General features: G+C 35.0%; 14 protein-coding genes. 2 read left to right on the forward strand and 12 right to left on the reverse strand.

All coding sequences use genetic code 11. From position 1 onward, the window contains the following. Positions 1-93 precede the first annotated feature (93 nt). On the reverse strand, positions 94-2,382 hold the full coding sequence (locus tag BUB90_RS00725; RefSeq protein ID WP_073281725.1) for a hydratase: 2,289 nt from the start codon (positions 2,380-2,382) through the stop codon (positions 94-96). A 240-nt stretch (positions 2,383-2,622) separates the two neighbouring features. Continuing rightward, positions 2,623-3,225, reverse strand: a complete 603-nt coding sequence (locus BUB90_RS00730; RefSeq protein ID WP_073281727.1) for a histidine phosphatase family protein — start codon at positions 3,223-3,225, stop codon at positions 2,623-2,625. Between the two features lie 325 nt (positions 3,226-3,550). Between BUB90_RS00730 and BUB90_RS00735 the strand changes: the two genes are divergently transcribed. Continuing rightward, entirely contained in the window at positions 3,551-3,730 is a 180-nt protein-coding gene (locus BUB90_RS00735) for a DUF6440 family protein (protein ID WP_073281729.1), read from the forward strand. 51 nt (positions 3,731-3,781) lie between these two features. Here BUB90_RS00735 and fsa read toward each other — a convergent pair whose 3' ends face one another. The 4 genes from fsa to BUB90_RS00755 form a co-directional block, all read right to left on the reverse strand. Continuing rightward, complete coding sequence (gene fsa, locus BUB90_RS00740; protein ID WP_073281731.1) at positions 3,782-4,435, reverse strand: fructose-6-phosphate aldolase; 654 nt, start codon at positions 4,433-4,435, stop codon at positions 3,782-3,784. Between the two features lie 61 nt (positions 4,436-4,496). Beyond that, complete coding sequence (locus BUB90_RS00745; RefSeq protein WP_073281733.1) at positions 4,497-5,120, reverse strand: DUF4867 family protein; 624 nt, start codon at positions 5,118-5,120, stop codon at positions 4,497-4,499. Positions 5,121-5,133: 13 nt separating this feature from the next. Further along, entirely contained in the window at positions 5,134-6,159 is a 1,026-nt protein-coding gene (locus tag BUB90_RS00750; protein ID WP_073281735.1) for a LacI family DNA-binding transcriptional regulator, read from the reverse strand. A 159-nt stretch (positions 6,160-6,318) separates the two neighbouring features. Then, positions 6,319-7,800, reverse strand: coding sequence for an L-fucose/L-arabinose isomerase family protein (locus BUB90_RS00755; RefSeq protein ID WP_073281737.1), 1,482 nt, complete (start codon positions 7,798-7,800; stop codon positions 6,319-6,321). Positions 7,801-8,332: 532 nt separating this feature from the next. Here BUB90_RS00755 and BUB90_RS00760 point away from each other — a divergent pair. Beyond that, a complete protein-coding gene (locus tag BUB90_RS00760) occupies positions 8,333-9,838 on the forward strand; it encodes a L,D-transpeptidase family protein (protein ID WP_073281739.1) in 1,506 nt (501 codons plus the stop codon). Positions 9,839-9,957: 119 nt separating this feature from the next. Here BUB90_RS00760 and BUB90_RS00765 read toward each other — a convergent pair whose 3' ends face one another. From BUB90_RS00765 to pap, 6 genes are all read right to left on the reverse strand, one after another. Continuing rightward, entirely contained in the window at positions 9,958-10,539 is a 582-nt protein-coding gene (locus tag BUB90_RS00765) for an AAA family ATPase (RefSeq protein ID WP_073281741.1), read from the reverse strand. A gap of 190 nt (positions 10,540-10,729) precedes the next feature. Beyond that, positions 10,730-11,152: an aspartate carbamoyltransferase regulatory subunit gene (locus BUB90_RS00770; RefSeq protein WP_073281743.1), complete on the reverse strand. Its 423-nt coding sequence runs from the start codon at positions 11,150-11,152 to the stop codon at positions 10,730-10,732. Next, positions 11,146-12,066, reverse strand: a complete 921-nt coding sequence (gene pyrB / locus BUB90_RS00775; protein WP_073281745.1) for an aspartate carbamoyltransferase — start codon at positions 12,064-12,066, stop codon at positions 11,146-11,148. The genes BUB90_RS00770 and pyrB overlap by 7 nt, the downstream gene beginning before the upstream one ends. 98 nt (positions 12,067-12,164) lie before the next feature. Next, positions 12,165-12,932, reverse strand: a complete 768-nt coding sequence (locus tag BUB90_RS00780) for a hypothetical protein (protein ID WP_073281747.1) — start codon at positions 12,930-12,932, stop codon at positions 12,165-12,167. Next, positions 12,901-13,782 carry an ATP-binding cassette domain-containing protein gene (locus BUB90_RS00785; RefSeq protein WP_073281749.1) on the reverse strand — a complete coding sequence of 294 codons (882 nt, stop codon included), beginning with the start codon at positions 13,780-13,782 and terminating at the stop codon, positions 12,901-12,903. Before BUB90_RS00785 ends, BUB90_RS00780 begins: the two co-directional genes overlap by 32 nt. Before the next feature lie 77 nt (positions 13,783-13,859). Then, positions 13,860-15,386 carry a polyphosphate:AMP phosphotransferase gene (gene pap / locus BUB90_RS00790; protein ID WP_073281751.1) on the reverse strand — a complete coding sequence of 509 codons (1,527 nt, stop codon included), beginning with the start codon at positions 15,384-15,386 and terminating at the stop codon, positions 13,860-13,862. Positions 15,387-15,408: the final 22 nt, after the last annotated feature.

Consider the following 15,408-nt stretch of genomic DNA (forward strand, 5'->3'; position numbering starts at 1 on the left):
TGGCTCCAATAAGTTAAACTTTATTGGGGTCACATCAAGACCTATATTGTCTAGGGGATTTACATCCATACTATATTCGGATTACTCTCTCAATTAACCTCTATAATAATTAATCAAGCATCCTTTCATGATGATATCTCTTTCATCATCTGTCATCTCACCAATCTTCAATGTGAATTCTACTAATTCATCACGTACGATGTATGCTTTTACTTCAGTTGCCTTTTCAGCAATTGCTTTCTTAATATCTTTCACAAAGATAAAATCACCCTTGTGGAATGGGATTTCTTCCTCGAAGATGAATGGAATCATACCCCAGTTAATTAAGTTAGAACGATATCTCTTCGTTGCATATTCTCTTGCGATGTTAGCCAACCCACCTAATACTCTTTGACAGCTTGCAGCTTGCTCTCTTGCAGAGCCATCACCTGGTTTAACCGCATAGATAACACTTCCGATTTCCGTTTCTCTAGCTTTTAAATCTGGATAAGCAGCTTTAATTACGCTAAATGCCTTATTGAATTCTTCATTTTCCTTCATTGGACATGAATTGCTACGTCTAACTTCTTCAACAGCACGAACTTCTTTCGCACGCCCTACATAGGCTGGATCTTTACGTGATAATGTAAACTCAGCTAATCCAAGAGGATTCGAACGGTAAGATGAAGTTTCACCTGATGGAATTAATTCATCTGTTGTTGTAACTGGATCATGGATTTCAGATACAACTTTTAATAAGATGTCATCTGTTAACTCTACCATGGAAGGCCAGTCAACAATTCCAGGACCGAACTTAATCTCTGCGTCTTTCTCCGGTTTTCCAATACCATTATATACACGGTTATCATAAATCTTACTATCGTAGAAATATTTTGGTTTCGTGAAGTTTACATCGATATCCTCAGCTGAAGTTAAGTAACCTTTGTTCGCTGCTGTTGCTGCAATGGAACGAGCATCCATAAGTGCTACAGAAGCAACTTGACCGTTTGTAATCTTAGCACCTTCACGGTTAGGGAAGTTACGAGTTGTATGACGGATACTGAAAGCATTGTTTGCAGGAACATCACCAGCACCAAAACAAGGTCCACAAAATGCCGATCTTACAGTAGCACCTGTTTCCATTAATTTAGCAATATTTCCGTTCTTAACAAGTTCTAAGTATACTGGTTGGCTGGCTGGATATACACTTAAACTAAATTCATCGGAACCAATGTATTTACCAGCTAAGATATCCGTAGCATCACAGATATTTTCATATCCGCCACCTGCACATCCTGCAATAACACCTTGTTCAACATATAATTTACCATTCTTAACTTTATCCTTTAGCGTGAACTTAATGTTTGGATTATCAAGACTTACTAATGCTTTCTTCTCTACTTCATCTAAGATATCATAGAGATTAGCGTTTAATTCATCAATTGTATATACGTTGCTTGGATGGAATGGCATAGCAATCATCGGTTTAATTTCTGACATATCAACATAAATCATGCCGTCATAATAAGCAACTGATTTTGGCGCTAATTCTTTGTGATCACCAACTCTACCATGAATTGCGTAGAAGTCTTTTACTTGATCATCTGTTCTCCAAATTGAGGATAAACAAGTAGTTTCCGTAGTCATTACATCGATTCCAATACGATAATCTACACTTAGGTTATCTATACCATCACCAACGAATTCCATTACTTTATTATTAACATAACCATTGGCAAATACTGCTCCAATTATTGCAAGTGCGATATCTTGAGGGCCTACACCTTTTCTAGGTTTTCCAGTAAGATAAACACCAACAACTCCTGGCATATTAATATCATATGTTTTACTTAATAATTGCTTTACAAGCTCTGGACCACCTTCACCGATTGCCATAGTACCAAGCGCACCATAACGAGTATGGCTATCAGAACCAAGAATCATGTTTCCGCCTTCTGCTAATACTTCACGTGCAAATTGGTGAATTACTGCTTGATGAGGTGGTACATACATACCGCCGTATTTTTTTGCACAAGATAAACCAAACATGTGGTCATCTTCATTGATCGTTCCACCAACAGCACACAAACTATTATGGCAGTTAGTTAATATATAAGGAATAGGGAACTCTTCTAACCCTGAAGCTCTCGCTGTTTGAATAATACCTACGAAAGTAATATCATGAGAAGCTAATTTGTCAAATTTGATTTTTAACTTTTCCATATTTCCTGAAGTATTATGTGCTTCAAGAATTCCATACGCTATTGTATTCTTTGCAGCTACTTCTCTTGTAATCGCTCCATCACCTAGTTTAGAAGCAAGTACTGCTTTCGCTTCGTTATTATCTTCAATGATTTCCGTACCATTTAACAGGTAAACACCGTTATCATAAAGTTTAATCATCTGTCCATCTCCTTTTCCATTAATTATGTATGTTGAATTATTGGGCTATATTGATCCATATATCTCTTTGAATCTAATATAGCGCAATATTACAATCATAATGTTTAATTAGTTACTATTGCATATTTGCATATTTTCACATTAACGTAGTAAAATATACTTCAATTTATTATAATCGGAATACTTAGGAAAAGCAATTCTTTTTATTTTTATGCATATAAATTTATATGGATTGTATATTTATAAATCCGATATTTTCATATTATATGTTTCTATTTTCAAGTTTCCACCATCATCGTCAAGGATAGCAATACTTGTATTAGCTACTAATGTTTTACCTGTACCGATCTCGCCCTTTGAAAGCACATGTAATATAGCATTAATTACTCCCCCGTGAGTTATAACTAGTACATTTTTCCCTTGATTTTCTTCTTGATATTCTTTCATAGCTGCCATAAGACGTTCCGTGAGGTGTTCAAACTCTTCCATATTTGCATCTTCTCCTGATTCAAGAAAAACTTTTCGATCTTTTGGTAATAAACCCGATACTTTACCAAAGTCTCGTTCAATCAAACGTGAATCCGCTTTCACGGTAAGAACAGAATCATTGCGACCATGTTCCTTATGATATCCGTTCAGTTTATCCGTTATAATAGTTGCTGTTTCATATGCACGCTGTAATGGACTTGCATATATTGCAGCAAATGAAAGTGATGTCAACGCCTGCCCACAGTCTCTTGCTTGTTTTCTTCCTGTATCATTCAATGGAATATCTTCAATTCCTTGAAAACGTCTCTCTATATTCCAATCGGTCAGTCCATGTCGTACTAAATAAATCTTCATTCTTACTCCTATCTATTTCCATTCATTCTACTCAAAATACGTATTATTGTATCGGGTTAAAACGAATACTTCCTATATTCGTGCTTGTTTTTCTTCCGACAAGTTATATTATACCGTACTTTCTAACCCTTTTCCATTATAATATGACAAATAGCATCTAAAATGTTTATAAATGTGGTATAATTATGTAATATAAGTTTTATATGTTATTGTAAATATATTTATGTAATTATAGTAGGAAGCCTTAAGACATAAAATGTTTTCTACATGACGAAGAATTTCGCAATTAACTAACGTTACTACGTTATTGAAGGGAGTGTAAATTATGGCAAAATCAGACGAAAGATTTGAAAAGATCTATAAACAAGGGAAAATGACCATAACAGAAATCTGGGTAGATAAGGTTACTGGTGTAAATTATCTCTACCATATCGATGGCTATTCAGGCGGGTTAACCCCTCTCTTGGATCGTGATGGTAAACCAATTATATCACCAGGGTATTAGTGAATAAGAACAAAAAGCGAAACTCCTTTGAGTTTCGCTTTTTGTTCTCTTCTATTCTCCAAATACAGCTCTATAGTCCGCTTGGAATTTTTCAATTCCTTGATCTGTTAATGGGTGTTTTGTCATTTGTTCTATAACTGAATAAGGAACGGTAGCAATATCAGCACCTGCTAAAGCACAATCCGTAACATGAATAGGGTTACGTACACTTGCAGAGATAATCTCCGATTCAATACCATGTATTTCGAAGATATCAGCAATTGTACGAATTAAATCAATACCAGGTGATGAGATATCATCAAGACGTCCAAGGAAAGGAGATACATAAGCAGCACCCGCTCTTGCAGCTAACAATGCTTGATTAGCTGAGAAGATTAAAGTAACATTTACTTTGATTCCTTCACTAGCAAGTACTTTTGTAGCTTTTAAGCCTTCCACTGTCATAGGGATTTTTACAACCATATTAGGATGAATTTTTGCGATTTCTCTACCTTCCGCAATCATTCCTTCAGCATCTACCGTTGTAGCTTTTACTTCCCCACTGATTGGACCATCAACGATTGATGCAATTTCAGCGATAACTTGATTGAAATCTCTTCCTTCTTTAGCGATTAAAGATGGATTTGTAGTAACACCACAGATAACACCCATATCATTTGCTTTCTTAATATCTTCAACATTTGCTGTATCTATAAAAAATTTCATTTTACTATCTCCTTTTATAAACGATTTTTTGTAACTCTCGAATCCTATTTTAGTATTCAATCTAAACTGTTAAATTATCCCCTTTTAGTCCAATAAATGCACCATCTTTATCTAGACCGGATTCTTCATGTGCAACTAGCCATTTGTTTCTAGCAAATAATAAAGCGTCTTCGCCTTTTGCATTTGGCTTCTTCACTAAGTCAAGATTTGTATCTTTTGGAAGAACTACTACGCATTGAAACCCTGCTTCTGTCGCATCACAAGGAGCATAATGAAGTGTTGTTGCATATACTTCAATTGCTGTACCTGCTGGTAAAAGGAAGGCTTCTACTTTAGAAGTATCATATGTATAATCCTCTTCCATATCTTGTTGCATACCAATAAGAAGAATTAAATCTTTGGCAGCAATATTAATTTCAGAACTTCTGTGATACTCTAAGGCATTCAATGTACGATTATGACCATTACAGTATCCCACTTGTACTGGAAGTCCTCCATATACATTGTTTGTGAAATAATCCATAATCTCGTCTGTTTCTAACTCTTTTACCGATGGTACATATACAACATCTTCTGGTAATGGTGTAGATTCAAGAATCTTAACAATGTTTGTTGTATCATAATCTTTTAGAACGCGACCATATTTTTTAAAACCAGCGTCCGTTACATTTTGGATCTTTAACATTGATCTTCCTCCATTAATTCATATTTTCAAGAATCTTTATTTCGTTCTTAATAATATTCAATTCTTTCGTTGGCGTAATATTACTAATCAAGTATTGAAAAGCCATATGGACCGCCTTATACCCCTGGGTGAATGGTTGTTGACATATCGTTGCTTTAATAATTCCCTCTTCTATCAACTCACGGGTTTCTGGTATTAAGTCCGATGCGATTATCGTAATCTTATCTACTAAGCCTGCTTCTTTTACAGCCTTACATACACCAACTGTACCAGCTGCTACGATATAGAGTGCTGTTATATCCGTATGTTTACACAACATTTCCTTCGTATTCTCATACGCGCATATATCATCATCATTCGTCTCTATAATATCTACAATCTCCATACCTGGATATTTATCCTTACAGATTGTATTGAAACCACTAATTCTTTGATTATGTCCAGATAACATCGGTGTACCTGTTGCGATACCAATCTTAGCTACACCATTAGTTACTAGTCCAAGTAGTCCTGCGGCGGTCTCTCCACTCTTACAATAGTTACAGCCAATATGGCTAATTCTTTTTGAATCTTCTATATCCGTATTAATCGTTAGTACTTCAATTCCTTCTTCTGTAAGCTCTTCTATCTTATTAGCAATTCTTTCATCATTCATCGGGTTAAGAATGAGAAACTGTATCTGGTCTTTCATTTCATCAATTAATTCAAGTTGTCTCTCGATCTGATACCCTCTCATTGTTTTAAGTAAAATCCCCACTCCATAGGAGTGAATTTCCTGCTCAGCACGTTCAATTCCTGCAATTACTTCATCATAGAAACGGATTCCTTCTGAGATGAGAAGTATACCAATAACATACTTTTTCTTTTGTGCAGCAAGTGCTTTACCAGCTGGGTTGGGTACATAACCTAATCGATTGGCAGTTTCGCGAATAAGTTGTTCGGTTTCAGGTTTTACTTTTCCACGGTTATTCAGTACTCGATCCACGGTACCTCTTGATATATTACATGCTTGCGCAATCTGCTTTATCGTTACTGCCATATTAAAACCTGCTCCTTCCCAATATTAGGTGAAAAACAATTGTTTTTCACCTAATTTCTAAAAATCATTCTTCTATATCATATTAGCTTATTATATTGCAACCCTACGGAATTCTCAACTCTAAATTACATTGGTTTACAATGCTAAACTCATATAGTATTATGCAAATGGATTTTCAGTTTTGTAAAGCATTCCTTTTGGTTGATTAAAACCAATATCTTCTACATCTAAGTATTTGAATACTTCGAAGATTGTCTTTCCAAAGTGGCCGAATGCTACCGCACCGTGATGTGGGTAGTTCTTTTCAACTAATACATGACGATAGAATCTTCCCATCTCTGGAATTGCGAATACACCAATTGAACCAAATGAACGAGTTGCTACTGGAAGAACTTCACCTTCTGCTACATATGCTTTAAGTTGGGCATCTGAAGTACTTTGAAGACGGAAGAATGTAATCTTGCCTGGAGCGATATCTCCTTCTAATGTACCACGAGTAATGTTTGGTTCTTGATTTGGTTCTAAACTTCTAGCCATAATTTTTTGATTTTTCATAGAACTAGAAGATAATTTACAAGATGGTGTATTACCACAGTGGAATCCCATAAACGTATCTTTGTGTGTATAATTATGATTTCCTTTGATTTCTTGTTCATACATATCTGCTGGAACGGAATTGTTAATATCAAGTAATGTAACCGCATCTTCACTAATACAAGTACCGATGTATTCACTTAAAGCTCCGTAGATATCTACTTCACATGCTACTGGAATACCTCTAGAAGTTAAACGGCTATTAACATAACATGGTACAAATCCAAATTGTGTTTGGAATGAAGGCCAACATTTGTTTGCGAATACAACGAATTCTCTAGAACCTTTATTTGCTTCCATCCAGTCAAGTAAGGTAATTTCATATTGAGCAAGTTTAGGAAGGATTCCTGGCATTTTGTTTCCTTCTCCAAGTTCTTCTTCCATATCTTTGATAACATCAGGAATTCTTGGATCATTAGCATGTTCATTAAACGCTGCAAATAAATCTAATTCTGAATTCTCTTGTATCTCAACACCAACATTATATAATTGTTTGATTGGTGCATTACAAGCTAGGAAATCTTGTGGACGTGGTCCGAAAGAAATTATTTTTAAGTTGTTAAGACCATTGATTGTTCTTGCAATTGGAAGGAACTCAGCTATCATCTCAGCTACTTCACTAGGAGTTCCAACTGGGTATTCTGGTATGTATACTTTAATGTTACGAAGTTTTAAGTTATAGCTTGCATTTAACATACCGCAATATGCATCACCACGATCATCTAATAAACTATCCGCTCTTTCTTCTGCAGCAGCTACGAACATAACTGGGCCGTCGAACTTCTTAGCTAATAAAGTTTCTGATGATTCTGGTCCGAAGTTTCCAAGATATACTACTAATGCATTACATCCCGCATCATTTACTTCTTTTAATGCTTTTAGCATGTCAACTTCATTCTCAATAACAGTTGGACATTCATAGATATCGCCATAGTTTTTTGTATATGCTTTTACTACCTCTACTCTTCTACTTTCTGATAATGACATCGGAAAACAATCTCTACTAACTGCTACAATACCTAATTTAATTTCTGGAATATTCTTCATCTTATACACCCATGCATATTACAAACATGTTCGCAATACCGCCCATATTTATCGGTTGAAAGAGGGCACGCATGGCTCCTTTCTTTTTATTTAATATACTTCCAACCATACACTTCTTTAATTATATTTTTCAAAAATGTGCTCGTGCACAATTTCTATTTTCATAATACATTAGGACTTATAATTTGTCAATTAATTTTTCATAACATGTTGAAAATTACTAACAACACCCTACTATAAATCTTACGTTTTTCTTAAGGTGATATTTTACACAAAAAAAATATAATCTATAGCAAATCACTATTCTATCAGATAAATCAAGCGCGTAAGATATAATAAAACCAAAAAGTTAGGTGACATAATTCGAGTTTAATATAACTGTTCCTCTATTTTCCACCAAGAATTTTTTATCTTTACTTGCACTTTTAAGCTTGTGTGTTATCATATTGGTATGAAGGTTACTATAGATTAGACTGAATTATTCTAAGGTTAAATCATAGTGCTACATGAAATCTTATAATGGAGGAAACTTATGAATAGTAGAACAACGAAAAAACGTAGTTCCTTATCAACTAAACTACTCATCGGAAGTTTTCTTACCTTAATTGTCATACTATTAGCAGGATACTTATTTGCTGTAAAATACTATAGCAATCATTTTCATAAGAATACTGTTATTAATGGTATTGATTGTTCAAACATGACAATCGAAGAAGCAATGAAGTTATTAAAATACGAAGCTGATCAATATGTACTTACGATTAAAGAACGTAATGATATAGAAGAACAGATTCTTGGTTCTGATATTGAATTTACCATATCATTTGGTAATAGCTTAGACAATTTAATGGAAGAGCAATCACCCTATGCGTGGTTTACAGCCTTTGGTAAGAAAACAGAATATGAATTCCCATCAATGATTTCCTTTGATGAAAAAAAACTTGCACAAAAGATTAAGGAACTTGATGCCTTCGACCCAGCCGTATATATAGAACCAGATAATGCTCATATCTCAGACTATACAGAAGAAGGCTACACAATTGTAGAAGCAACACAAGGAACAAAACTTAAAGAGAAAAAGGTTATCAATGCTATTACCGAAGCCGTATCTAGTTTTGAAGATAACATCTCTCTAGAGAAGCTTGACTGCTATGTAAAACCAACTGTTACTAGTGAAGATTTAACTTTAAAAACGCTACGTGATACTCTAAATCTATATACAAGTACCGTCCTAACATATCACTTTGGTGATGTAACCGAAGTATTAGATGGTTCAATCATACATACTTGGTTATCGATTAACGAAGATGATCAAGTTGTTTTAGATGAAGAAAAAGTAAAAGCTTATGTAGACTACATTGGTAGAAACTATAACTCTTTCGGTAGAAAACGAACATTGAAAACAAGTTATGGTAAAACAATAACTGTCACTGGCGGCGATTATGGTTGGTGGCTAAATCGTGTTGCTGAACGTCAAGAAATTATTGAGGCAATTAAGTCAGGTACACAAGCTGTTAAACAACCTAATTATTATCAAACAGCACAACAATATGGTAGTGATGATATTGGTAATACTTATGTAGAGATTAATCTGACAGCACAACACTTATTCTATTACAAAGAAGGGGTTCTAATTGCTGAATCTGACTTTGTATCTGGTAATGTTGCCAGGGGCCATGCCACTCCAGTTGGTACCTATGGTCTTACCTACAAAGAGCGCGAAGCCACCCTCGTTGGGGAAGATTATGAGACACCCGTTGACTACTGGATGCCTTTTAACGGCAATATAGGTATGCATGACGCGGACTGGCGAAAGGATTTTGGTAAAGACATCTTCTTAAAGAGTGGTTCTCATGGCTGTATCAATCTTCCACCTAAGATAGCTAAGAAGATTTACGAAAACATCAGTAAAGGTACTGCTGTCATCTGTTATGAATTACCAGGTACAGAGAACTATGAAGTAAAAGATAAGAAACCTGATACAGATACTAAGAAAGGTGCCAATGCTAATAATAATGAGGCATCAAGAAATGATTAATCCCTTTTTATAAAGAATGAGGCTCTTGCAAAATATACTTAGAATATCTCCCACATATTTTTCAATGTGAAGATAAATAAAATAATTTTGCAGCAGCCTCTTTTTAATACCCAAATATACTACTCTAAATCAAGGATTATTTCTTTCATTGATTGATCAAACTCTTCCTCGCTAGAGTTATGGAATATAATTAGTGAATCTACTACTCCATCTTCAGTAAGTTCCTCTGGTAGATTGAACTCTCTGGTCGCAGCGTATTCATCCCAATGTTCTAACTTCCATGTATCTCTTTCCGATCCACGAGTAATCATTCTTTGACGGCAAACTTCTACATCTGTATCCACCCACACTACAATTAAGTCTGCACCTTTTTCATTTACTTGCTCCTTTAATTTCTTCATGTATTCAATATCATGAATTTCACGAGTAAATGGAGCATTAATTAGCACTTTATCCTCGTAATCCAAAGCTTCTAACGCTAAGTTAATAATCGCTACATATTCAGCATCTCTTACATACGTTTCAAAAAACTCAGAACTACGATTATTTTCCTGATTTGCTACTTCAAAAATCTTGTTTGATAAAGGTATTATCGTATCCTTATCTAGATACACAATATGGTTTAATGCCTTTGCTAACTCCTTTGAGATAAATGTTTTCCCACAAGCTGGTGGGGATGTTACTAGTATTAATTTCTTCATAATTATGCCTCCTATTGCTCTTTTCACTTGTATAGACTATGTATTGTCTTCGTAAGAACACGTCTATGGTGTGGTAGAAAACGGTACCGATACATCAAAACAAAAAGTCCTCCTGTAAATGGTATATTCTATGCTTCAACCATCACAATGAGGACTCCTTTGTCACTCATGTATAAGATTTTTATGTTTGTTATTCTTTAAAGGATTGTTCACAGTAGATACAACGATAAATACCCTTTTCTTTGTTGGTTAGTTTGAATGTATGTGGTATTTCCTGTTCAATTGATGTAATACATCTTGGGTTCTTACATTTAATTATATTAACCACTTTTTCAGGTAATTGCAAATTCTTTTTTTCCTTAATAGAACCATTATCGATAACATTTACCGTAATGTTATGGTCAAGTACGCCAAGCATATCAAGATCTATATCAAGATTACCCTCAATTTTAATTATATCTTTCTTTCCCATCTTATTGCTCTTAGCATTCTTAATTATAGCAACACTACAATCTAGTTTTTCTAGATTCAAGTAGGAATAGATATCCATTGCCCCACCTGCTTTGATATGATCAATTACGATACCAGTTGTTAATCCACCTATATTCAGCATCCTGCTACCTCCAATAACTTCATAATCAATGCCATTCGAACATATACACCATATTCTGCTTGCTTGAAATATACAGCTCTTTTATCTTTATCAACTTCAGTTGCAATTTCATTTACACGTGGTAATGGATGCATTACCAACATGTCCTCTTTTGCTAATTCCATCTTTTTACCATCTAAGATAAAACTATCTTTTAATCGAATGTAATCTTCTTCGTTGAAGAAACGTTCCTTTTGTACTCTAGTCATATAGAGAATATCTAATTCTGGCATAACTTGATCAAGTACCTTCACTTCTTTGTATGGAATATGATTCTCTTCAATTACTTCTTTACGAAGATAATCTGGAATCTTAAGTTCTTCTGGCGAGATTAATACAAAGTTTATGTTTTCATAACGAACTAATGCATTGATTAGGGAATGAACTGTTCTACCGAATTTTAAATCTCCACAAAATCCAACTGTTAAGGTATCAAGACGACCTTTTAGGTTCTTAATTGTTAGTAGATCTGTTAACGTCTGCGTAGGATGATTATGACCGCCGTCTCCTGCATTAATAACAGGGATACTCGAATAATTAGCCGCTACTTGCGGAGCACCTTCCTTCGGATGACGCATTGCACAGATATCGGCATAACTTGAGATTACTCGAATGGTATCCGCTACACTTTCACCTTTTGAAGCAGAGCTCGAATCGGCAGAAGAAAAACCAAGTACACTACCACCTAGATTCAGCATAGCAGCTTCGAAACTAAGTCGTGTTCGTGTACTTGGTTCATAAAATAACGTCGCAATTTTTTTACCATTACAAACATTGGAATATTTCTTCGGCTCTTCAATAATTTCTTCAGCCAAAGTTAAAATCTCATCAAGCTCTGTCACAGATAAGTCAAGGGGACTAATTAAATGTTTCATGTGCACCTCCAAAAGAATATAATTGAACATTTCTTTATTCAACGATATATTGTACTAGATTCTTTTGGCTTTTTCAAGTACTATTTCAAATCCTCTTATTAAAGTTTCTTACCCTTTTTATTAGCTCTAATACTACTACTGCCTTTCCCTGTATTTAACATGATTAAAAGATAAAGAACAATATAGATTACACAATATATCAAACCTTGCCCCAATGCCCAGAAAGCATTGATCGATGCATATTCTTTCAGATTAACCTGCTTCGATATTACACTTAATGGAGGTAATATCCACGTTACGTATCGTAATACCTTTATATCTTCTACAATTCTATTCTGAACAACTGCGACTATTGCTACTAGCACAATGATACACAGTTGTATTTTACGCGAAGGAATCCATGACTGGTTAATCAATACTCCAATTAACAATCCAAGAAATCCGAATTCAAAGATAATAATAATACCGAGGAATGCATCAGAAACATTAGGACTGCGATCAAACAAACCAGAAAACCCAAAGTAATAACGCACGAAAGGATATATGGTGCTAATCACTGATAAGATTGCTAATATTTTGCTTAACACAAGAATTTTACTTATGTACACAAACGGTTTATTATTAGGTCCTGCTTTCAAAATCAAAATCTGTTGTAGCACTTCATGTTCTGCATCACAATACGTAACTGCTATAATTATCATAAGGAAAAACATAAATATAGCTTGTACCACCAAAGATGGGATGACTTTTTGTGGCCCTACACTATAGGCTATTCCAAAGTACGCGAAGTACCCGATTAACGGTAGAATAATCTTGTTTGATTTCAGATAGTTTTTACTTCCTAGATTCATTAATGCTTTTAACATATCGATAATCCTCCTCTCTTCCAAACATATGATAGTCACTTACCCTAAAGCCTTCTTTTAATAATTGTAACAGAAGGTTCTGCGCATCTTCATAGTTACAGAATAAGATTGTATTATCTTCCCATCTAGTACCCAAAATCAAACCTTTTGTATTCTCCCATTCTCTTAATCGTTCGTTTGAATATCCTTCAACGGTAATTACGGCATTATCAATTAATTCAAGTGGGCCTTTTTTCTTTTCACGCCAAACTTGTCCTCCTATTTCATAAACTTTATCTGTTAATTGATCCACCAGATACGGTTCATGACAAGATAATAAAATAGTTACTTCTTGTTTTTGTAAGTGCTTCACCTCTTGAATAAAATGCATCTGTGAAACAATATCTTGCCCTGATAGAGGCTCATCTAATAAAAGAATATCTGATTTTCCCATAAAGGCTTGAATCACAGCTACTTTTTGCAATGAGCCTTTCGAAAGGTATTTTAATGGTGTATGTATCATGTCATTCACTTGAAACAAGTTATAATAATACTCTAATCTTTCTTTACTTTCCTTCTGATCTAAACCATCAAGAACTGCCATGTTTGTTAGCAGTTCTTCCATGTTTAGATTTAATCTTGGAAAACGGTCCGGCACATAATTAATTCGTAAATTAGGATTATATATTACCTTCCCTTTCGTTGGTTTTACTATTCCCGCTATAATCTTTAATAACGTACTTTTACCTGTACCATTAGGCCCGATTACTGCAGTTGTTTTTCCCTTTTCAAACTTTAGATTTGCATTAGAGAATAACAATTGTTCACCGAATCTCATAGCCAAATCTTCTAACTTCAAGATAACTTCCATTCCCCATATCCCCCTCTAAGCCAAACTTTTATTTTGGCGACATCTTAGCTACCATATATGATACACAACACATCGTATTATGATAGATATTTCTCAAGAGCTTCAGCCACAGTCTCTAAAACTTTAATTCTTGCATACTCCTTTGAGTTTCCTTCCACCACAACCCAAGGAGCGTACGTTGTTGAAGTCTTGACGAACATCTCATCAGCTGCCCTCACATATTCATCCCATTTCTCACGGTTTCTCCAGTCCTCCTTTGTAATCTTCCATGACTTTTCCGGATTTGTCTGTCTTGCTTTAAATCGTCTCTCTTGTTCCTCTTTATCTATATGCAACCAGAATTTAATTATAACGGCTCCGAAGTTACTTAAGTGTTCTTCCATCTCATTAATCTCATGATACGCCCTCTTCCACTCTTCTTCACTACAAAATCCTTCTACTCTCTCTACTAATACTCTTCCATACCAAGAACGGTCATAGATTGCTAAGTGCCCGGCCCTTGGGAATGTATTGTAGAAACGCCAAAGATAATGATGTGCACGCTCTATATCACCTGGCGCGCTTATTGGATTAACCTCATACCCCCTTGGGTCAAGATTTCTGGTAAGTCTTTTTATTGCACCGCCCTTACCTGCTGCATCCCAACCTTCAAAAACTAAGATAACAGGAACTTTCTTTCGACGCATATCACTATGCAACAAAGCTAATTTTTCTTCAAGTTTTTGTAGTTTTTTCTTATAATCTTTTTTCCTAATGTCCTTACTTAGATCAATTCCTTCTAAAACATGGGTTCTTACCTCTTCAATCGACTCTACTTCATTAGGATAAGTAGCCTTCACTACTTCGGTATTCCCTATACGGGTAACTTGATTCTGTGCTTTGGCAATCTCTTTACGCTTTAACAACTCTTCTTCTAATCTTGCTACAACGTTCTTCATGATCTTCACTTGTGCATATTGAAAATCCATTGCTTCAATTATACTCCAAGGAGCATACATAGTGTCTGTATTCTCAAGCATCTCGTTGTTCATCTCTAGGTACTCTTTATAATGCTTATTCTGCCTAAGATCACGTGCTTTCACTCGCCAAGCCGTTTCCTTGGATTTCATTAACTTCTCGAAACGTTTCTTTTGCTCTTTCTTTGTGATATATAAGAAAAACTTGATAATAACCATTCCATCGTCTGTTAATAGTTTTTCAAAGTTGTTTATATCGTCAAATGCGCACTCTAATTCCTCTTTGGTGGTAATCTTATCAATTCGATCATTCAATACTCTTCTATACCAACTTCGATCAAATAAGGTAATTCGTCCTTTCGCAGGAAGTTTGGAAAAGAAACGACATAGATATGGTCTCCTTACTTCTTCTGCCGTATGTCTTTGAATGGAATACACCATGAATCCTCTTGGATCGAGTGGCTGAATCAATTGGTTAATCATCGTTCCTTTTCCAGATGCGCCAAAACCTTCGAATACGATAGTAATTGGAATCTGTTCAGTCTTGCAAGCTCTCTGTAAATATGACAGTCTTTTTGATAGTTCCTCAATAACTGCTTTTGATTCTTTTTTACTTAATTTTTTATCTAAATCAATCTTTTCAAGCATTTTAACTAATATGCTCCTTTCC

It is taken from the genome of Anaerosporobacter mobilis DSM 15930 (genome assembly GCF_900142955.1).
GTDB classification, from domain to species: domain Bacteria; phylum Bacillota; class Clostridia; order Lachnospirales; family Lachnospiraceae; genus Anaerosporobacter; species Anaerosporobacter mobilis.

Coding starts and splice junctions, on each gene's coding strand:
- BUB90_RS00725 (WP_073281725.1), bottom strand. CDS start 2,382: ATGATTAAACTTTATGATAACGGTGTTTACCTGTTAAATGGTACGGAA.
- BUB90_RS00730 (WP_073281727.1), bottom strand. CDS start 3,225: ATGAAGATTTATTTAGTACGACATGGACTGACCGATTGGAATATAGAG.
- BUB90_RS00735 (WP_073281729.1), top strand. CDS start 3,551: ATGGCAAAATCAGACGAAAGATTTGAAAAGATCTATAAACAAGGGAAA.
- fsa (WP_073281731.1), bottom strand. CDS start 4,435: ATGAAATTTTTTATAGATACAGCAAATGTTGAAGATATTAAGAAAGCA.
- BUB90_RS00745 (WP_073281733.1), bottom strand. CDS start 5,120: ATGTTAAAGATCCAAAATGTAACGGACGCTGGTTTTAAAAAATATGGT.
- BUB90_RS00750 (WP_073281735.1), bottom strand. CDS start 6,159: ATGGCAGTAACGATAAAGCAGATTGCGCAAGCATGTAATATATCAAGA.
- BUB90_RS00755 (WP_073281737.1), bottom strand. CDS start 7,800: ATGAAGAATATTCCAGAAATTAAATTAGGTATTGTAGCAGTTAGTAGA.
- BUB90_RS00760 (WP_073281739.1), top strand. CDS start 8,333: ATGAATAGTAGAACAACGAAAAAACGTAGTTCCTTATCAACTAAACTA.
- BUB90_RS00765 (WP_073281741.1), bottom strand. CDS start 10,539: ATGAAGAAATTAATACTAGTAACATCCCCACCAGCTTGTGGGAAAACA.
- BUB90_RS00770 (WP_073281743.1), bottom strand. CDS start 11,152: ATGCTGAATATAGGTGGATTAACAACTGGTATCGTAATTGATCATATC.
- pyrB (WP_073281745.1), bottom strand. CDS start 12,066: ATGAAACATTTAATTAGTCCCCTTGACTTATCTGTGACAGAGCTTGAT.
- BUB90_RS00780 (WP_073281747.1), bottom strand. CDS start 12,932: ATGTTAAAAGCATTAATGAATCTAGGAAGTAAAAACTATCTGAAATCA.
- BUB90_RS00785 (WP_073281749.1), bottom strand. CDS start 13,782: ATGGAAGTTATCTTGAAGTTAGAAGATTTGGCTATGAGATTCGGTGAA.
- pap (WP_073281751.1), bottom strand. CDS start 15,386: ATGCTTGAAAAGATTGATTTAGATAAAAAATTAAGTAAAAAAGAATCA.